Origin of the sequence: Nannocystis sp. RBIL2 (genome assembly GCF_026626745.1) — a bacterium.
Taxonomy (GTDB): Bacteria; Myxococcota_A; Polyangia; order Nannocystales; family Nannocystaceae; genus Nannocystis.
Map to the genome: position 1 here is coordinate 3651123 of NZ_JAPNJW010000002.1, position 19854 is coordinate 3670976.

Below are 19854 nucleotides of genomic sequence, written 5' to 3' on the forward strand. Positions count from 1 at the left end.
AGTATCAAGCGCTTTCCGGCCCTCGACGTCCGCCGGATCGGCCCGCGGGAGGCCTTTTCACCGATTTTGCCGCGCCGCCGGCCCCGCTCCGGCCGGCGATCCCCCGCTCACAGCGGGCCCGCGGGGACCCGTCCTTCCAGCATGTCCCGCTCCTGCGCCGCGGAGAACGGCGACGCCAGCAGGCTCTCGTCGCGCTGGCGCGAGCGGAAGTACTCGAAGATGTAGCGCATGCGGTCGCCCAGACGCGACCAGTCGTCGGCCCCCGAGCCCTGCACCTCCTGCCCGCCGAGCCGCAACCAGTCCTCGACCCGGTCGGCCAGCCCGAGCCCGCGCTCGCGCGCCTCGTAGGCCCCCAGTTCCTCCGTCAGCTGGAGCAGCCGCGGATGCTCCAGCCGCGCCAGCTCCTCGGGCCACAGCGGCCGCCCCGGCGGCGCCGGCAGGTCGAAGCCGAGGCGCAGCACCTGCCCCGGCAGCGCCATCGTCATCATCAACTCCGTGGCCGCGCGCCGCACCACCGTCGCCAGCGCCGCGCCGATGAGCCCGCCTTCCGCGGCCGGCAGCTCGGTCAGCGGCGCCGCCAGCGCCCCGGCGATGTACGGCTGCAGCCGCGTCTGCTCGTGCAGCCCGCACAAGCCGTTGGCCAGCAGCACCAGCTCGGCGCGCACCGCCGGCCTGCGCTCGTGCAGGGCGCTGAAGTAGTAGACCAGCGCCTCGCGGACCATCGTCTGCCCGCCCCGCTGCCGCCGCTCCAGCGTCCCGTCGGCCGCCACCATCAGCTCGTCGGGCAGGCTCGGCCCCTCGCTGAACAGCCCGACCACGTCGGCCAGCCGCTCCTCGGTGCGCCCCGCCGGCTCGGCGAAGGCCGCCGAGAACGCCGCGAACGCCGCCCCCAGCTCCGCGAACACGGTCGTGTTGCCGCCCATCACGTGGCGGGCGATCTGCGTCAGCGCCCGCCGGATCGGCGCGCGCAGGGCCAGGCTGTCGAGCGCCGCGGGCATCCGCGCGGCCAGCAGCGTCGACACCCACGCCCCGAGCTCCTCCTCGCGGATGAACTGCCCCGCCTGCTTCGAGGCCCAGACCGCGAAGATCGGCCACGCGAAGTCGGCCGAGCCCAGCACCCGCGCCATCGCCAGAGTCAGGCGGTGATACCCGCGCGTGATCAAGAGGTTGCGCAGGACCGGCCGGTCCGCCATCGCCACGATCTCGCGCACCCGCTCCGGCGTGATCCCATCCACCATCGCCCGATCTTGCAACCGATCAGCCCGGTCGCGCCCGCCCGCTCCGCGGAGCGCCCGCCGCCGGCCCGCCCGGGCTATCTTGACCGCCGTGCCGATCCGCCCCCGCCGCCCCTCGCCCCGCCCCCGCGGCCTGCGCGTCGCGGCGTCCGCGAGCGAACCTGCACGACCGCGCGCGCCCGACCGCGTGCTCCAGGCCTGCGCCGCCCTCACGCTCCTCCTGTCCGGCGCCTGCCGCCCGCGCGCCGACGACCCGCCGGCCGAGGACCGCGTCACTCTCACCATCGTCGGCACCAGCGACCTCCACGGCCACCTGCGCGCCCTCCCGCTGCTGGCGGCCCACCTCGGCGCGCTGCGAAGCGAGCGGGCCGCGGACGGCGGCGGCGTGGTCCTCGTCGACGCCGGCGACATGTTCCAGGGCACCCTCGAGTCGAACCTCGTCGAGGGCGCCAGCGTCGTCGACGCCTACGCCGCGCTCGGCTACGACGCGGTCGCCGTCGGCAACCACGAGTTCGACTTCGGCCCCGTCGGTCCCCGGGCCACCGCGACTGCCCCGTTCGGCGACGGCGAGGCCGACCCGCGCGGGGCCTTGCAGGCACTCATCCGCCAGGCGCCCTACCCCTTCTTGACCACCAACCTGCGCCGCAAGGGCGGCGAGGCGCCCGGCCTCGGCGTGCCCTCGACCCTGATCGAGCGCGCCGGGATCAAGGTCGGCATCGTCGGCGTCACCACCGAGGGCACGCCGCACACCACCATCGCCGCCAACATCGATGACCTCGAGATCGCCCCGCTGGCGGCCTCGATCGCCGGCGAGGCCGCGGCTCTGCGCGCGCGCGGGGCCGCGGTCGTCGTCGTCGCCGCCCACGCCGGCGGCCGCTGCACCGGCTTCGCCGACCCCGACGACCTCGCCAGCTGCGAGCCCGACCACGAGATCATGGCGGTCGCCCGCGCCCTCCCACCCGGCGCAGTCGACGTCATCGTCGCCGGCCACACCCACCAGGCCATGGCCCACCGCGTCGCCGGCATCGCCGTCGTCCAGTCGTACGCGCTCGGGGCCGCGTACGGCCGCGTCGACCTCGTCGTCGACAGAACTTCCGGACATGTCGTTTCGAACATGGTCCATGCGCCACGTCGATTGTGCTCCGCCGCCGACGCCGACCCCGACGACCCGCCGGCCGTGTGCGACCCGCGGGACGCCGACGGCCGCCCGCTGACGCCCGACCCGGCCGTCGCCGCGGCGATCGCCCCGGCCCTGGCCGCCGCCGACGTCGTGCGCGAGCGATCTCTGGGCCCGGCGCTCGCCGCCCCGTTCGTCGCCCGTCGCAAGGGCGAGAACCCGCTCGGCAACCTGCTGGTCGACCTCATGCTGCGCGCCCGCCCCGACGCCGACGCCGCGATCATCAACGGCGGCGGCGTGCGGGCCGACCTCCCGGCCGGGCCGCTGCGCTACGGCGCGCTGTACGAGACCTTCCCGTTCGACAACCGGTTCGCCCGCGTCAAGCTGCGGGCCGGCGACTTCGCGGCGATGCTCGCCGGCAGCCTCGGCGGCGGCCCGTTCTTCTCGCTCGGCGGCCTGCAGGCGGTCGCCACCTGCGACGGCCCCGACCTCCGCGTCACCCTGCAGCGCGCCGGCGTCCCGCTCGACGCCTCGCAGGAGATCGTCGTCCTCGCCAGCGACTTCCTCGCCACCGGCGGCGACCGGGCCTTCGCCGGTCTGCAGGAGCGCGGCCTGGCCACCGTCACCCTCGAGGACGACCCGCCCCTGCGCGAGGCCCTGGCCGCCGAGCTTGAGAAGCTCGGCCCGGTGTCGCTCGCGCCGCTCGCCTACTACGACCCCGAGCACCCGCGGATCCGCGCCCCCTCCGAGCCCCCGGTCCGCTGCCCCTGACGCGACCTGTCCCTCGGGACATTTTTTAATGTTCAATGAACCACCGACGCGACCTGTCCCTCCGGACAGCCTCGCCGCCTGTCCCTTCGGTCACTCGCACCGACCGACCTCGAGCGACGCGACCGTCCTCACGGGTGCGCCTCCTGATGCCTGCGGCGCTATCTGTCCCTACGACCTCTCGCACCGACCGACCTCGAGCGACGCGACCGTCCTCACGGGTGCGCCTCCTGATGCCTGCGGCGCTATCTGTCCCTACGACCTCTCGCACCGACCCGACCGCGAGCGACCCTCCATACCGACGCGCCTCCTGACGCCTGCACCGCGCTCTGTCCCTTCCGCCGCTCACGCCGACCTCGAGCGGCGCGACCCTCCACACCGACGCGCCTCCTGACGCCTGCACCGCGCTCTGTCCCTTCGGCCGCTCACGCCGACCTCGAGCGGCGCGACCCTCCACACCGACGCGCCTCTGACGCCTGCGGTGCCGCCTGTCGCCGCGAGCTCTCACGCCGAACCGACGCCGCGGCCCGACCTGTCCCTCCGGACATCTCCCATGACCTGACCCGAGAGACATGCTGAAGCTCTCTCGACACGCCGCCCCATGTCCTCGCGGACCTGCCCCAAAAGACACGCACGAACCGCCTCGGCCTCGACATTCCTCTCTCGCCGCCGCCGCCACTACCCCGCGCCGCGAGTCCCGGCGATCGCCTCTCGCCGCCACGAACCGCCGTTCCGGCCCGCGCGAGATCTTCCTGGCGTGAAGCTCCGTTGCCGTCGCGAATTATTCGGCGCCCCCCGCTAAAAACTCTCAGTCGTCGAGCGCCTCGACGCGGGCGAGGCCGCGGGCCACCAGGCGGTCCCAAACCAGCTTGAGGGCCACGATCCCCGCCGTGTGCTGGATGAGCGCCCGGTCGCCCCACAATTGCACTCGCTTGTGCGTACACGTCTCGGCGTCGGCGACCGCGAAGTCGACGGTACCGACCGGCTTCTCGGGCGTGCCGCCGCCGGGGCCGGCGACGCCGGTGATGGCCACTGCCAGGTCGGCGCCGAGCGCCCGCCGCGCGCCCTCGGCCATCTCGCGCGCGACCGGCTCGGACACCGCCCCGTGCGCCGCCAGACTGTCTTCGCGGACCCCCAGGATCCCCGTCTTCACGCTGTTGGCGTAGGCCACCACCCCGCCGGCGAACACGTCGGAGGCGCCGGCGACGGCGGTGAGGCGGCCCGCCACCTGTCCTCCGGTACAGGACTCGGCGGTGGCCAGGGTGAGGCCCGCGCCGCGGCAGGCGGCCAGCACCCGCACCTCGAGCTCGGCCTCGCCGATGCCGTAGAGCGAGCCGCGGAGCGCCGCCTGGAACGGGGCGTCGAAGCTGCGCAGCTCCTCGTCGGTGGCCCGCGCTCCGCCTTCGCCGGCCAGGGCCTCGAGGATCAACAGCACCTGCGGCGTCGCGGCCCGGTAGTGCAGATAGACGGCCGCGAGCCCCGGCGAGCGGGCCCGCGCCGCGGCCAGGATCGGCTCGACCTCGACGGCCACGGCCGACTCGCCGCGGCCGATCAGGCGATAGACGCGCCGCGGGATGTCGGGCAGCGCGAACCGCCCGCGCAGCCGCGGCTCGATCTGCTCGGCCATCATCTTCTTCATCTCGCGCGGCACCCCCGGCATGCAGGCGACGTAGCTGCCGCGCGGCAGGCCGACGGCGAAGCCGGGGGCGGTGCCGACCGGGTTCGGCAGCACGTCGCAGCCCGCCGGCAGGTCGGCCTGTTTGCGGTTGATGTCCGGCATGGGCCGGCCGAAACCGGCGAACACGGCCGCGATGGCGGCCTCGGAGGCGGCGTCGCGGACGAGCGGGACGCCGGCGGCGAGCGCGACGGCCTCGGCGGTGAGGTCGTCCGACGTGGGGCCGAGGCCGCCGGAGACGAGGCAGAGATCGACCGTGACGTCGGCGACTGCGGCCACGATCTCGGGGATGCGGTCGCGGACCGAAAGCGCCCGGACGACCTCGAACCCGAGGCGTCGACAGCGTTCCCCGAGATAGGCCAGGTTGGTGTTGACCGTGTCTCCAGACAGCAATTCGTCGCCGATGGTGAGGATCTGGGCCGTGGGCATCGCCCGGGCACCCTAGCACCCCGCGGCGCGGGACGGTCCGGCGGCGGACGGCTCGCCCATGCGGGCCGGAGCGCCCTCCGCGCGCCCGGTCGGCCGGTCTTTCCGCCCTTGCGAGGGTCCGCTAGGATAAACGCCACCGTGCGACTTCGTTACGCAGCCAAGACCGATGTGGGCATGAAGCGCGCCCACAACGAGGATTACTTCTCGCTGATCGAAGACGAGAAGGTGTTCTTGGTCGCCGACGGCATGGGTGGGCACGCCTGTGGCGAGGTCGCGAGCAAGCTCTCCGGCGACGTCATCAGCGAGTTCTACATGCACTCGAAGGACATGGACGCGACGTGGCCGTACCGCTACGACCCGAACCTGTCCTACCCGGAGAACCGCATGGTCGCCGCTGTAAGGCTGGCCAACGCGCGCATCTACGACGCCGCGCAGAAGAACCCGAACCTGCGCGGCATGGGCACCACGATCGTCGGCTGCATGTTCGTCGGCGATCACGTCTACATCTCCCACGTCGGTGACTCTCGCTGCTACCGGATCAACTCCGAGATCAAGCAGCTCACCCGCGACCACTCGCTGCTCGAGGATTACAAGGACGCGCGGCCCGACATGAGCGAGGAAGAGGCGCGCAACTTCCCGCACAAGAACGTCATCACGCGCGCGCTCGGCATGCGCGACACGGTCCAGGTCGACATCACCAAGCACCAGGTGAACGACGGCGACCAGTTCGTCCTCTGCTCCGACGGCCTGTCGGGCATGGTCGACGACAAGACGATCTACAAGATCGTGCGCGAGGCCAGCACCCTCGAGAACGCGGTCGCCGAGCTCATCGAGCAGGCCAACCGCGCCGGCGGCACCGACAACATCACCGCCATGCTGATCCAGTGCAACCTCTAGTCTCGCTCTCTCCTCCGTGACCGCCGACTCTCCCGCCAATCGCCGCGCCGAGCCCCGGCTCCCCGTCCACTTCGAGGTCGACTGCACCTCGGGTGACACCTTTCTCTACGCCCACATCACCGACATCTCGTCGATGGGCATCTTCATCTCGACCGACAAGCCGCTGCCGGTCGGGACGGTGCTGCAGCTGGCCTTCACGCCGCGCGCCGAGGCCGGCGAGGCCGCGCCGCAGCGCCTCGAGCTGACCGGCGAGGTCGTGTGGAACACGACCGGCCAGGTCGGCCCCGACAAGCCCGGCATGGGCGTGCGCTTCCATCACGCCGCCCCCAAGACGCGCAGCCGCCTGCTCGAGCTGGTGCGCGCGATCGCGTATCTCGACGTCACGACCGATATCAAGCCCTAGGTAGTCCGCTCTCTGCCCGGGCGTCGCTGTCGCCCGGCTGGCCCGTATGTCCCTTCGGACACCCAACGACCGTCCCGGCGGCGAGGCCGGGGACGACGAGCCGGCCGTCGAGCCGCGACGGATCGGTCGCTTCGCGCTGCTCCGCCGCCTCGGCGCCGGGGCGATGGGAGTGGTCTACGCGGCCTACGATCCGCAGCTCGACCGCAAGGTCGCGGTCAAGCTGCTGAAGCGCGGCGACGGCGAGCCGAACACGCGCTGGCAGGATCGGCTGCTGCGCGAGGCCCAGGCGCTGGCCAAGCTGTCGCACCCGAACGTGGTCCAGATCCACGAGGTCGGCTTCCACGGCGACGAGGTGTTCGTCGCCATGGAGTTCGTCACCGGCATGACCCTTCGGACATGGCTCTCGGAGCAGCGTCGGGGCTGGCGCGAGGTCGCGGCCGTGTTCGCCCAGGCGGCGCGCGGCCTGGCGGCGGCACACGCGGCGGGCCTTGTCCACCGCGACGTCAAGCCCGACAACGTCCTGGTCGGCAGCGACGGCCGGGTCCGCGTGGTCGACTTCGGCCTGGTCCGCTTCGGCGACGAGGACGACGACGAGCACACCGACGAGGTCCCGCTGGCGCGGGCGCAGGCGACCCGCACCGCCTCGGGCATCCTGCTGGGGACGCCGGCGTACATGTCGCCGGAGCAGTTCCGCGGCCGCCCTGCCGACGCGCTGTCGGACCAGTTCAGCCTGTGCGTGGCGCTCTACGAGGCGCTGCACGGCGAGCGGCCGTTCGCCGGCGAGACCGCCGACGAGGTCGCGCAGGCGGTGGTGCGCGGGCAGCTGGCGCCGCGCCTCGAGCGGCCGGTGCCGACGTGGCTGCAACGATTGGTGCTGCGCGGCCTGGCCCACGACCCCGGGGCGCGCTGGCCGAACCTCGACGTCCTGGCCGCCGAGCTGGCGCGCGACCACGGCCGGCGCCGCCGCGTCCTCGCGCTCGCGGTCGCCGCCACCGCCGCGCTCGCGGCCGCGATCGTGGCTGTCTTTTGGGTCAGCTCGTGGCGCGACCGCGAGGCCCGGACCCAGTCGGAGGCGCTCGCGGCCGGCCGCCTGCGCGCCGCCGAGGAGAGCATCGACGAGTTCCTCCGCGCCGGTCGCCAGGCCGACGCCGCCGCCGTGCTCGACGCCTTCGTCGCAGTGCCCGAGCACCGCACCACCCGCGCCCTCGCCGACGCCCTGCGCGGCTGGGGCGACCGCATGCGCGCCCGCGACGACATCCCGGCCGCCCGCACCGCCTACGCCCGCGCCTACGCGGCCGCCCTCGACCCCGCCGCCGAGAGATCGATCCTCGGCGACTTCGTGCGCCTGTTCCACGAGCAATGGTCGTGGGACCAGCTCGGCACCCTGTGCGAGCTGCTGGCCCGCCAGGACCCCCAGGGTCCGTGGTCGGGCCGCTGCGCCGAGGCGGCGTTCGCTCGTCGCGACTTCCACGTGGTCACCGCCGCCCACGCCCGCAGCCCCGGCGATCCGACCCTCGCCGACCTCGCGCCGCTGGCCGCCGCCTGGGCCGAGGCCACCCCGCTCGGCCACGACGTCATCGGCGCCGGCACCCTGTCGGCCCCCGGCGCGGCGCAGCGCGAGCTCTACCTCCACGTCGACAGCCCCGCGCCCGGCCGCCTCGACGTCGTCCGCCCGACCCCCAAGCTGCCGGTGCTCCGCAGCTACGCCCTGCCGAGCCGGTTCGCCCCGCGCCTGCGCCCCCTGTCCCTCGGGCCAGACAAGCCGCCGCTGCTGATCACCTGGAGCGCCACCCACCGCCGCGTGTCGCTGTCGGCCGCCGGGACCGAGCGCCTGGCCGAGCTGGTCAGCGTCACCGCCGACGAGCCGCTCGGGGCCGACGTCGCCGACCTCGACGGCGACGGCCAGCAAGAGGTCTACGTCGGCACCGGTCCGTACGGGCGGGTGCTCCTGTCCTTTCGGCCACTGTCCGATGGGACATGGCGCATCGACCATCCTCACCCCGAGACCGACGCCACCAACTCCGACATCTCCGCGGTGCTCGCCGCCGACCTCGACGGCGACGGCGCCCAGGAGCTGGCCCTCGCCGCCGGCCCGTGGCGCGCCTTCGACGTCCGGGTGCTGCGCCCGGGCAAGGGCCGCACGCTCGAGCTGGTGGCCCGCCGCAAGCTCGGCGCCGTGGTCGGCCTCGCGACCCTGCGCGCCGCCGACGGCGAGCGCCTGCTCGTCGCCGCCAAGACCGACGGCTACCCGAGCAAGATCGCCTTCTCCGCCAGCGATCCCGGCGGGCCGCCGGCGGGCGTCTACCTGCTGCGCCTCAAAGGCCGCGAGCTCGAGACGGTGCGCTTTCTGCCCGCGCCGCGTCGCGCCGGCGCGGCCGCCCCGGTCGACCTGCACCGCCTCGACGTCGGCGACCTCGACGGCGACGGCCTCGACGACATCATCCTCGGCGTCCACGACCCCGAGCTGCAGCCGGGCTTCACGGTGATCCACCGCCAGCGCACGGACGGCAGCTTCGGCGTCGCCAGCCTGGCGGGCTTCCGCCCGGTCGCGCTGGTCGAGGTCGACGGAGACCCAGCAGCCGAGCTGGTCGCGCGCACGACGGTCGCGACGCTGAGCCAGGAGACCTGGTTGCTCGGCGCGGGCGCCGAGGCGACGCCGATGCTGCAGGTCGCCCGTGCGCCCCAGTCGGCGCCGCCGCCGGCGCTGACCGACCGACTGCTCGCCAGCGCGTGGCAGCGCGCCGAGCAGCTGGCCGCGCTCGACCTGTCCTCCGAGGCAGCTCGCGCCCTCGACGACCTCGCCGGCCTCCTGCCTGACGAGCCGCGCGCGATCGCCCGCCTGCGAGCCGCCCAGCTGCACGAGGCCGCCGGCGACCACCTCGCCGCCGCCGAGCGGTTCGAACAGCTCGGCGAGCAGACCCATGCCCTGCTGGGAGCGGCCCACGCCTACGAGCAAGCCGGGCGGTTCGCCGACGCCCTGCGGGTCGCGCGACTCCTCGCCGAGCGCGCCGACCTGCCGCGCTCCGAGGCCGCCCACGTGCGCGACCGCGTGGCCCAGCTGGCCGCGATCGTCGAGGACGTCGACGTCATCGCCCTGCGCTTCGACCAGCCGCTGCCGTCGCCGTGGCAGATCGACGACCCGACGGCCGCCCACCAGGACCTCGTCGGCCAGCACCTGCAGATCGACGCCTTCGCCGGCCGCGGCCCGATCGCCCGCTTGCCGTTCGAGTGGTCGACCGGCCCGCTCGGCCTCCAGGTCGACCTCGTGCTCGAGCGCGGCGAGTGGGGCTCGGGCCTGGTCGTCGGCGTGCGCCCGCTCGGCAGCCCGACCCTGCTGTCGGCGGTCCGCATCGACGTCAGCGGCGGCGGCGGCATGTTCCGGCGCCGCCACTCCTGCCAGGTCGGCGGCTCCGAGGAGTACATCCTGACCCAAGAGCCAGGCGAAGACCCGGCCCGCCCCAGCCACCTCCACTTCACCCTCGAGCTGCTGCCCGAGCTCGGCCAGATCGCCTGCAGCGCGGTCGTCGACGGCGTCCGCCACGAGCGACGCACCCGCCTGGCGGCCGACGGCCTGCCGCCGCCCGGCCGCTACGAGCTGGTCGTCATGCCGAGCAGCTTCGGCACCATCACCGGCCTGTGGAGCTCGGCCAAGCTGCGCGCGCTGACCCTCCGCGGCGCCCGCTTCGGCGCCGCACCGACCGAGGAGCCGCCGGTGGCCTACGCGGCCCGCCTGCTGGTCCAGGGCGAGGCCGAGGCGGCGCTGGCCGAGCTGGAGCGGGTGGAGGACGAGGCGCCACAACCGGCGATCTGGCGCGCTCTGGCGCTGTCGGAGCTCGGCCGCTGGGCCGAGGCGACCGCGGCCCTGCGCCCCGGCTTGCTCGACGACCCAGCGGCGCGCGCCACCTTGCTCGGCCTGATGCGCGCGCGGCGACAGACGATCGCTCCGCTGGTGCGCGCCGCGTACGGCCCCGGCTACTTCCGCCTGTTCTGGGACGCGATGTCCGACGTGGTCCGCCACCACGGCGATCCGCTCATCGAGCGCGCGCTGACCACCGCGCTGTCGGACCTCGGCGAGTTCCGCCCGGCCGCCGGCGACGTCGAGGGACATGTCCTCAAGGTCACGTTGCTGTTCGAGCGCGGCCGGGCCTGGGGCGCGCTGCGCCAGGAGCAGCGCGCCCGCGTCGACCTGGCCGCCGCCGCCGCTCTGGCCGAGCTGCTGCCGCCGGCCCGCCGCACCGACCTCGACATCGACTACGAGCGCGCGGCCCTCGAGGCGGTGTCCGGCCGCCGCGATGCCGCCCGCGAATTCGCCGCCCGCGCCCTCCTCCGCGCCCCCAGCCGCGAGCTGATGGCCGACCGCATCCGCTTCGACCCCCGCTTCGCCGCCCTCGTCGACGACCCCGCCTGGCTCGAGCTGCTCAAGGGCTGAAAGAGCATGTCCCCGAGGACATGTCTTGCAGGGCTTGCTCGAAAGGGCATGCCCTGGCGGACATGCCCCTCACGCCTGGCGATCACTTCGGCCCGACGACCTCGCCGCCGACGATGGTCGCCCGGATCGCGGCAGTGCGCAGCTCGAGCGGCGGCATCTTGAAGATGTCGCCCGTGAAGCAGGTCAGGTCGGCGAGCATCCCCGGCGCCAGCGTCCCGGCCCACTGCTCGCGCCGGCTCGCGTACGCGGCCCCGCGGGTGAACGCCGCCAGCGCCTCGTCGAGCGTCAGGCGCTGGTCGGGCAGCCAGCCGCCGGGCGGGTTGCCCTGCGGGTCCTGGCGGGTGATCGCAGAATACAGGCCGAAGGTCGGCTCGACCTCCTCGACCGGGAAGTCGGAGCCGAACGCCAGCGGCACCTTCGCGTCGAGGAAGCGGCGCCACGCGTACGCCCCTGCCAGCCGCTGCGCGCCGACCCGCGCCTCGGCCCACGGCATGTCGCTGGTCGCGTGGGTCGGCTGCATGCTGGCGATCGCGCCCAGCTCGGCGAAGCGCGCGATGTCGGCGAGGTCGACGATCTGCGCGTGCTCGACCCGCAAGCGGTGGTCGGCCGACGGCCTCGCGCCGGCCATCGCCTCGAGCACCGCGCGGATGCCCGCGTCGCCGATCGCGTGCGCCGCCACCTGATACTGGTGCGCCACCGCCTGCGTCACCACCGTCGCCAGCCCGCCGGGCTCGTGCTGGAACATCCCGGTGTGGCCCGGCCGATCGCTATACGGCTGCAGCAGCGCCGCCCCGCGACTGCCGAGCGCCCCGTCGACGTAGATCTTGACCCCCTGCAGGGCATAGCGATCGTCGGGACCTGGCCGATCGGCCAGGTCCGGGACGCCGTCGCCGCGGCGGAACCACCGCTCGTCGGCGTACCCGACCATGCGCAGCTTCAGCAGCCCCTCGGCTGCCAGCTCGCGCAGCAGCCGGTCGACGTGCGGGGCCACGCCCATCTCGTGCACGCCGACCAGGCCGCGGGCCAGCGCGTGGTCCTGGGCCAGCAGCAGCCGCCGCCGCAGCTCCGGCGCGGGCGGGGGCAGCAGCGGTATCAGGTCCATCGCCGCGTCGATCAGCACCCCCGTCGGCTCGCGTCCTGAAAGCCCGTCGCGCAGCAAGATCTCCCCGCCCGTCGGCACCTCCGTCTCCGCAGTGACGTCGGCCGCCCGCAGCGCCGCCGCGTTGGCCCAGCCGGCGTGACCATCGACCCGACGCAGCCACACCGGGCGCTCGGGGAACGCGGCGGTCAGCGGATCGTGGGTCGGCATCGCCGCGCCCGGCCACAGGTTCTGGTCCCAGCCGCGGCCGTGGATCCAGCCGTCCGGCGGCGCGCCGCGGCGCACCCGGTCGACCACCTCCTCGATCGACCGCGCCCCGCGGAGGTCGACCTCGACCAGCGCCGAGCCGAGCCCGACCAGGTGGGCGTGCGCGTCGGTGAGGCCCGGCACCGCGCTGCCGCCGGCGAGGTCGACGACCTGTCCCCGAGGACAGTCGCGCGCCAGCGACTCGGCCGCGGCCCCGCGGGCGATCACCCGCCCGTCGACGGCCGCGAGCGAGCGGGTGGTCGGCTCGGCCGGGTCCCCGGTCCAGATCGTCCCGCCCCTGACCACGAGCAGACCTTTTCCCTGTTCCGGAGGACAGGTGGCGGCGGACCTGCGCCCGCCCGTTCGGCACGCGATCAGCGCGGATGCGCCGACGAGCCAGCTCCGGCGGCTCAAATGACGGGCGCGCACGTCGCCCTCCGTCGCTGTGGTCCAGTTCGGTTGCGCAGCATGAGAGGCGCAGCATAACCACCGCGCTCGCGCCGAACCACCGGCGCCAAGGAGACCGCGATGACCTCCCTCAAAGACACCCTGGAAAACAGCATGCAAGAGCTGCGGACGCTCCGCGACGAGATCCGCGTCCGGCTCAACCTCGCCGGCAAGGAGGCGCGCGACCGCTGGGAGCAGCTGGAGCCCAAGCTCGAGCAGCTCGAGCAGCAGGTCCGCAGCGCCACCGACGCGACCCTCGAGTCGATCCGCGACGCCATCGAGCGCGCCCGCACCTCCTTCCACGAGTACCGGGCCCAGCTGACCCAGGGCAGCGCCGGCGGCGTCACCGGCAGCGGGTCCGGCGACGAGCCCGACTTCTCCAGCGTGGAGCCCCAGAAGCGCTGACCGGCGCGCCGCTCGCCGCGCGCGAGGGCTGGGCATGTCCGTCAGGACATGTTTTAATGGAAATGGCGCGAGGGACATGTCCCTCGCGCCATTTCGTGCTTCACAGGTGCGGCTCGCCGTGCAGGTCGTCGAGGCCGAACAGCGCCTCCTCGAGGCCGAGGTCGAGCGCCTCCCACTCGAGGCCGGCGTCGGGCGAGTGGAGGACCACGCCGTGGTCGCCGACCGCCTGGCCGTGGCCGTCGAGCGACAGGTGCAGCGCCCGCAGCGCGAGGCCGGGCTCGAGCAGCTCCTCGGCGGAGGCGCCGAGGGCGTCGTCGAGGCGGAGCACCACGCCTGCGGCGCCGACGGCCACCACAAGGTCGGCGGTGCGGGAGATGCGTACGGCGTGCAGGTCGCGGCTGGTCGGCGTCGTCACGCTCGCCCACTTGGCCCCGCCGTCATCCGAGCGGAGCACCAGGCCGCCGGCGCCGACCGCCACCAGGCTCTCGCCGTCGGGCGTGACCGCGATCCCCGACAGCGGGCCCTCCGACGTCGTGAACATCGGCCGCAGCGTCTCTCCGTCGAGCTGCCAGATCTCCCCGCTCGCCGTCGTCAGCCACGCGTAGGTCCCCTTCGCCGTCGTCGTCACCGACGTGAAGTCGCCCTCCGCGTCGGGCACCGGCCGGAAGCTGTGGCCGTCGTCGTCCGAGCGCAGCACGATGCCGTCGCCGGCGATGTACGCCGGGTCCGTGCCCGACAAGATCACCGAGCGCAGACGCGCCCGCGTGCCGACGTCGATCTGCTTCCAGGTCTCGCCGCTGTCGTCGGTGCGCAGCACCACTCCGTCGTCGCCGACGGTCACGCCGGTCGCCTTGCCCTTGCACGCGATCGCCAGCAGGTCGCCCTCGACCTCGAGCGGGTAGTACCAGACGTCGCCCTCGGGGTTGAGGCGGACCATCGTCGCGTCCTCGCCGACGGCCCACGCGCCCGAGCCGCCGGAGGTCGACGAGGTGGTCTTTTTCTCGTCGTTGTTACAGCCGGCGATGGGCGCCATCAGAACGACGAGGAGCGGGGTGAGCGATCGGAGCTTCATGATCGCGACGCTAACCGCCCGCCGGTAGCCTCACAAGAGAAAACGCGCGGATTCGCCAGGCCCCGCAGGTGTCCCCTTCGGACCCCATGTCCCGCGAACCGCGTTCATCGGCACGTCATGGCCGATCGACGTCGCTCGCGTCCACGAGCGTGGCTCTTTGGACATGTCCCCAAAGACATCCGCAGGCACCAGCGGCCTCGACTGTCGACGAGGCGCTCATGCAGCCCGGAGTCACCGACCGTGCGGCGTCACTGACACACCGGGCCGGGCCCGTCGGAGATCGTGATGCACTTCTTGCCGTCGGCGCACTTGCCGTTGGGACAGGGGATCCCACAAGTCTCGAACTTGGGGCCGCGCGGGCCGGCGATGCCGTAGTACTCGATGCAGGTCTCGCCGGCGGCGCAGGTGACGTCGCCGCAGCGAGGCCCGGGCTGCTCGGCGGCGGCCGGCTTCTCGGCGGCGGCGGCCAGGGTGAGGTTGCCGTCGGAGTACCACACGCACTCGCCGGACACGCAGCCGCAGTTCGCGGCCGAGGGGATCTGCACCTCCGGGACATCGCAGGTGCCCGGCGCCGAGTCCCCGGCCGCGCACACCTCGTTGGAGCAGCCGCCCTTGTTGCAGGCGGAGTCGTCGCTGCAGCCGTTGTCGAGGGATGTCCCTTCGAACCTGGCGTAAAGGGCATGGTCCTTGGGCACCAGGGGGACCCGCGTGGGCTCGCCCCCGCCGACCTCGCCGGCCGGCAGCGCCGATTCCGAGCCCTTGCAGGCGGGGGCGGCCGCGACAGCGGCCAGGACGACGACGACGAGTGCGCGGAGCATCGGCGAGGAGCTTAGCACTCCCCCCGGGCGAGGATCACAGCGGCTCGCAGAAGCGGGCCAGGATCGTCTTCACGCCGACGCCGGAGAAGTTGATGGCCAGCTTGAGGTTGCTGCCGCTGCCGTCCCAGCCGACCAGCGTGCCCTCGCCGTACTGCCGGTGACGCACTGCCATGCCCTTGTACAGCGCCGGCGCGTCGCCGTGGACGGCGGCGGGCCCGCGACGGGCCGGCGCGGCCGCGGCACCCTCGTCGTAGACGATGTCGCTGTTCCACGACGCCTCGCGTGCGGGGGGGGCCGGCGCCCGCGGCGGCGCGCTCGGCAGCGACAGCCCCTGCGGCACGCTGACCGCTTCGCGCCGGATGACCCCGGGCACGCGCCCCCGCACCGAGTCGGGCGGCAGGTCGCGCACGAACCGCGACGGCGTGCCGATGAACTCCTGGTTGTAGAGCCGCCGCCGCTTGGCCCACGTGACCACCAGCTGCCGCTTGGCCCGCGTCACCGCCACGTACGCGAGCCGCCGCTCCTCCTCGATCTGCGCCCGCTCCTCGGGTCGCAGCCGCCGGCCCTCCTCGCGCGCCGCCTCCTCGCCCGCGATCACGCGCGAGTGCGGGAACACCTTCTCCTCCATGCCGGTGAGGATGACCTTCTCGAACTCGAGCCCCTTGGCGCTGTGGATCGTCATCAGCCGCACGGCCCGGACCTCGCCGTGGCCGCCGCCGTCGGCGTCACTGACCAGGCTGACCTGCTCGAGGTAGTCGGCCAACGTCTGGTCGGGGTGCTCTTGCACGAAGTCGGTGAGCGCGCCGACGAACTCGTCGAGGTTCTCGACCCGCGCCTCCGACTCCTCGCTGCCCTCGTGGACCAGGGCGTCGCGATAACCTGTCCTTTCGAGCACCTCGGCGGCGAGCTGGCCGAGCGGCACCCCGGCGCGCAGGCGGGCCGCGAGCTCGTCGATCATGGCGACGAAGCCCGCGAGGCGCTTCGTCGCCGCGCCGCTGACCCCGGCCTCCTCGGGGCTGCGGGCCACCGTCAGCAGCGAGACGTTGCGGTTGGCCGCGAGCGCGGTGAGGCGGCCGACGGTGGTGTCGCCGATCCCCCGGGCCGGCTCGTTGACGATGCGGGTGAAGTCGAGGTCGCTGTTGGGGTTCTGCAGCAGGCGCAGATAAGCCAGCGTGTCCTTGATCTCCTTGCGCTCGAAGAACCCGAGGCCGCCGAAGATCGCGTAGCGCATGCCGTTGTCGGTGAGCTGCTGCTCGATCACGCGGGACTGCGCGTGCGTGCGGTAGAAGACCGCGATCTCCTCCGGCGGGATGTCTTCGTTGAGCGCGTCGAGGATCTCGTTGACGACGAAGCGGGCCTCCTCGCGCTCGTCCTCGCAGGCGCGCAACGTCACCAGCGCGCCGTCGCCGAGCTCGCTCCACAGCGTCTTGCCGAGCCGGCCCTCGTTGCGGCGGATGATCGCGTCGGCGCAGCGGAGGATGTGGCCGGTGCTGCGGTAGTTCTGCTCGAGGCGGATCAGCTCGCAGCCGGGCTGGTGGTCGGGGAAGCCGAGGATCTGCGACACGTCGGCGCCGCGCCAGCCGTAGATCGCCTGGTCGTCGTCGCCGACCACGCACAGCTGGGCCCGACCCGACAGCAGCTCGACCAGCCGCGCCTGCACCGGGTTGGTGTCCTGGTACTCGTCGACCACGACGTGGAGGAACCGCCGCTTGAGCCCGATCACCGGGTCGACGTCGACCAGCTGCGCGCCCGGCCGCGCCTGCTGCTCCATACCTGCCTTTTCGAGCAGCTTGACCGCGAGCACCAGCAGGTCGCCGAAGTCGGCCGCGTCGGCGGCCCGCAGCAGCTCCTCGTAGCGGCGCCCGAGCAGCGCGACCAGGCGGGTCATGAAGCCCTCGAGCCCGAGCTGCTCGACCTGGGAGATGGTGAGGCCGCGGTTCTTGAGCTGGTCGAGGTGGCCGAGGATCGCCCGCGGCTTGACCTGGTCCTCGTCGCGGTTCAGCTCCTTGAACACGCGCTTCATCAGGCGGGTCTGGTCGTCGGTGTCGTAGATGGCGAAGTTGCGCGACAGGCCGACCGACTCGCCGTGGCGACGGAGGATCCGCGCCGAGATCGAGTGGAACGTGCCGACCCACAGCTGCGACACGTCGACCTTGCCCTCGCACATCTTCTCGATGCGCGCGCGCATCTCGGCGGCGGCCTTGTTGGTGAAGGTGACGGCGAGGATCCGCCACGGCGGCACGCCCTCGTCCATGAGCGCGGCGACGCGGTGGGTGATCACGCGGGTCTTGCCGGTGCCCGCGCCGGCGAGCACGAGGAGCGGCGAGCCGCGGTGCTCGACCGCCGCCTGCTGGGCCGGGTTCAGCTGCACGATGCCGGGCCTATACCACGGCTTCGCGCACGGGCGCGAACGCGAACTCCACGCCGCGCGCGTCGAGCTCGACCCGCACCTCGCGCCGCCGGTTGTCCCCGGCCTCGCCCGGCTCTTCCACGATCCGCGCCGGGCGCACTTGCTGCAGCACCACCGTGAACCCGACCGCGGGCGCGCCGAGCGTCAAGCTCGCGGCCCTGCCGTTGCTGCGCCCGGCCTCGACCGCCTCGAGCCAGCGTGTGAACCCGAGCGCCTTGTTCTCCGCCAGCACCAGCGCGAGCCGCCCGACCACCGGCGGCGCGACCCTGCGGACCGTGTACATCCCGTCCTCGCCGGGCGGCCGCTCGATGCGCTGGCGGATCGTGAGGCCCTCGATCCGCCGCACCTGGCTGCACGCCTCCTCGAGGCCGTCGATGTGCAGCTCCGGGTCGGTGGCCGGCAGCGGCCGCCGGGCCTCGAGCACCTCGACGCCGAGGAGCCCGCCGGTATAGGTGCGCCGCGAGCTGTGCGGGCTGAACTTCAGGTTGAGCTTCAAGCTGTCCCGAAAGCCATATTCGTAGGAGGCCAGGGCCAGCTCGGTGATCACGCCGCCGGCGAAGCTGAGGCGGCTCATCTCGGCGTTGCCGTCGTCGGCGAGGATGACCTCGCCGCGGGCGGGCGTCGGTCGGTTCGACATCGACGCCGCGACCCACGCGTAGAACTCATGCGGCATGCCCGGCCAGCAGCGCAGGGTCAGCTCCTCGTAGCGGTCGGGCCGGCCCTCGCCGCCGAGCTCACCGACGGCGAGCGCGCCCGAGACGTCGGTGATCCATCCGCAGGGCTTGCCGTCCAGCTCGAGCGCGTACTTGTTGGACGTCGGCCCCCGCTTGCTCGGCGCCGTCTTCACCGATCACCGTCCCCCGGGGGCGACCTTAGCACGGGGACGACGCGAGCCGTCGAGCCCCAAACGACGCGGACGACTGCCCAGCGGATCGCGGGCCGGGCGCGGCTTCGGGCCCCGGGACCGACTCACGACCGGCCGATCCATGAGAACGAGCTGCTGGCGCTGGCCGAGTAAGAGGCGCTGACGGGCGCGACCTGCGAGCCGGTGGCCGTCTGGGACCCGCTGCCGCTCGAATTTGCCAGGGTCGCGTGAGCGGGGATCCGCACGGTGAAGGTGGAGCCCATCCCCGGGGTGCTCTCGACGGTGATGTCGCCGCCCATCATCCGCACCAGACGTCGGCTGATCGCCAGGCCGAGCCCGGTGCCCTCGTACTTGCGCGACGACTCGAGGTCGCCGCGCGAGAACGGCTGGAACAGCTCGCGCACGATCTCCGGCGACATGCCGATGCCCGAGTCGCTGATCTTGAAGGTCACCCACTCGTCGATCGCGTCGCCCTGGCGCCCGGGCTCGCGCGCGACCGCGAGCTTGACCACCCCGGCCTCGGTGAACTTGCAGGCGTTGTGCAGCAGGTTGACCAGCGCCTGGCGCAGGCGGGTCTTGTCGACCGTGACCGCCCCGAGCCCCGCGGGCGGGCGGACCAGCTCGAGCCGGTTGCGCCGCGCCTCGGCCTGCGGGCGGATCATGCCGGCGACGTCGTCGACGAGGTCGTCGAGCGCGAACGTCTCCCAGAACATGTCGATGCGCCCGGCCTCGATCTTCGACAGGTCGAGCACGTCGTTGATGATGTTGAGGAGGTACTTGCCAGCGCCGCGGATCTTCTCGAGGTCGACGCTGGCCGCGCGCACGCCCTCGTCCTCGAGCTCGTCGCGCAGCAGCTCGGCGTAGCCGATGATCGCGTTGAGCGGCGTGCGCAGCTCGTGGCTCATGTTGGCGAGGAAGAAGCTCTTGGCCTGGTTGGCGCGGATCGCCTCGTCGCGCGCGCGGTTGAGTTGATCGTTGACGCGCTGCAGCTCGGTGTTCGAGTGGATGAGCCGGCCCTCGGCGCGGTGGCTGGCGAGGAAGAACAGCAGCGTCGGCCCGAGCGTCAGCGTGAAGGTCGTCAGGATCATCAGCAGGTAGACCCAGTGCTGGGCCGCCGCGGTGACCGACGAGCGCGGCGCGAGCGAGTAGTCGGACAGCTCGCCGACGAAGAAGCTGACGACCACGACCACCATGCAGAACACGATCTGCGTCCGCTCGCGCGCCTCGAAGCAGACCAGCGGGAAGCTGATGATCGGGAACATGATGAACTGCAGGCCCGACGGCTCGCCCAGCATCGAGGCGAAGAACACGATCGCGGTGCAGCAACACACGCACAGGCCGATGCGCGAGACGTTGAACCACCCGAACTTGTTGGCCGCCATGCAGGCGAAGTAGGCCAGCCAGAACGGGATGACCGTCAGCGCCTCGGTGTACAGGCCGAGCGCGACGAACAGGCCCATGTAGGCGAGGATGACCGCCAGGCAGACGACGAAGACCTGGTTGGTCAACATCACGCGCGCTGCGAGGGCGGGAGAGCCC

At 73.2% G+C, this 19854-nt stretch carries 13 protein-coding genes; 5 read left to right on the forward strand and 8 right to left on the reverse strand.

All coding sequences use genetic code 11. From position 1 onward, the window contains the following. Nucleotides 1–107: 107 nt before the first annotated feature. Entirely contained in the window at nucleotides 108–1238 is a 1131-nt protein-coding gene (locus OV090_RS39610; protein ID WP_267710037.1) for a hypothetical protein, read from the reverse strand. Between the two features lie 88 nt (nucleotides 1239–1326). Here OV090_RS39610 and OV090_RS39615 point away from each other — a divergent pair, with 88 nt between their 5' ends. Further along, nucleotides 1327–3123: a bifunctional UDP-sugar hydrolase/5'-nucleotidase gene (locus OV090_RS39615; RefSeq protein WP_267710038.1), complete on the forward strand. Its 1797-nt coding sequence runs from the start codon at nucleotides 1327–1329 to the stop codon at nucleotides 3121–3123. A gap of 805 nt (nucleotides 3124–3928) precedes the next feature. Here OV090_RS39615 and OV090_RS39620 read toward each other — a convergent pair. After that, nucleotides 3929–5224, reverse strand: a complete 1296-nt coding sequence (locus OV090_RS39620) for a CinA family nicotinamide mononucleotide deamidase-related protein (protein WP_267710039.1) — start codon at nucleotides 5222–5224, stop codon at nucleotides 3929–3931. A 138-nt stretch (nucleotides 5225–5362) separates the two neighbouring features. Between OV090_RS39620 and OV090_RS39625 the strand changes: the two genes are divergently transcribed. Genes OV090_RS39625 through OV090_RS39635 form a run of 3 tightly spaced genes read left to right on the forward strand, consistent with a single transcriptional unit; the run spans nucleotide 5363 to nucleotide 10953 of the window. Then, nucleotides 5363–6121: a Stp1/IreP family PP2C-type Ser/Thr phosphatase gene (locus OV090_RS39625; protein ID WP_267710040.1), complete on the forward strand. Its 759-nt coding sequence runs from the start codon at nucleotides 5363–5365 to the stop codon at nucleotides 6119–6121. Between the two features lie 16 nt (nucleotides 6122–6137). Next, on the forward strand, nucleotides 6138–6524 hold the full coding sequence (locus OV090_RS39630) for a TIGR02266 family protein (protein WP_267710041.1): 387 nt from the start codon (nucleotides 6138–6140) through the stop codon (nucleotides 6522–6524). Nucleotides 6525–6570: 46 nt separating this feature from the next. Then, complete coding sequence (locus OV090_RS39635; RefSeq protein WP_267710042.1) at nucleotides 6571–10953, forward strand: protein kinase; 4383 nt, start codon at nucleotides 6571–6573, stop codon at nucleotides 10951–10953. Between the two features lie 82 nt (nucleotides 10954–11035). On the opposite strand, the gene OV090_RS39640 is transcribed toward OV090_RS39635, so the two are convergent. Beyond that, entirely contained in the window at nucleotides 11036–12604 is a 1569-nt protein-coding gene (locus OV090_RS39640; protein WP_267710043.1) for an amidohydrolase, read from the reverse strand. 222 nt (nucleotides 12605–12826) lie between these two features. On the opposite strand from OV090_RS39640, the gene OV090_RS39645 reads away from it, so the two are divergent. Next, nucleotides 12827–13150 carry a hypothetical protein gene (locus tag OV090_RS39645; protein WP_267710044.1) on the forward strand — a complete coding sequence of 108 codons (324 nt, stop codon included), beginning with the start codon at nucleotides 12827–12829 and terminating at the stop codon, nucleotides 13148–13150. Nucleotides 13151–13250: 100 nt separating this feature from the next. Here the strand turns inward: OV090_RS39645 and OV090_RS39650 are convergent, their stop codons facing one another. The 5 genes from OV090_RS39650 to OV090_RS39670 form a co-directional block, all read right to left on the reverse strand. Then, the gene (locus OV090_RS39650; RefSeq protein WP_267710045.1) at nucleotides 13251–14222 is read right to left on the reverse strand and encodes a YCF48-related protein; all 972 of its coding nucleotides are present in this window, start codon (nucleotides 14220–14222) and stop codon (nucleotides 13251–13253) included. A gap of 248 nt (nucleotides 14223–14470) precedes the next feature. After that, nucleotides 14471–15040, reverse strand: coding sequence for a hypothetical protein (locus OV090_RS39655; protein ID WP_267710046.1), 570 nt, complete (start codon nucleotides 15038–15040; stop codon nucleotides 14471–14473). Nucleotides 15041–15074: 34 nt separating this feature from the next. After that, complete coding sequence (locus tag OV090_RS39660; RefSeq protein WP_267710047.1) at nucleotides 15075–17411, reverse strand: UvrD-helicase domain-containing protein; 2337 nt, start codon at nucleotides 17409–17411, stop codon at nucleotides 15075–15077. Nucleotides 17412–17421: 10 nt separating this feature from the next. After that, on the reverse strand, nucleotides 17422–18297 hold the full coding sequence (locus OV090_RS39665) for a hypothetical protein (RefSeq protein ID WP_267710048.1): 876 nt from the start codon (nucleotides 18295–18297) through the stop codon (nucleotides 17422–17424). 122 nt (nucleotides 18298–18419) lie between these two features. Further along, nucleotides 18420–19826, reverse strand: a complete 1407-nt coding sequence (locus tag OV090_RS39670; protein WP_267710049.1) for a HAMP domain-containing sensor histidine kinase — start codon at nucleotides 19824–19826, stop codon at nucleotides 18420–18422. Between the last annotated feature and the right edge of the window lie 28 nt (nucleotides 19827–19854).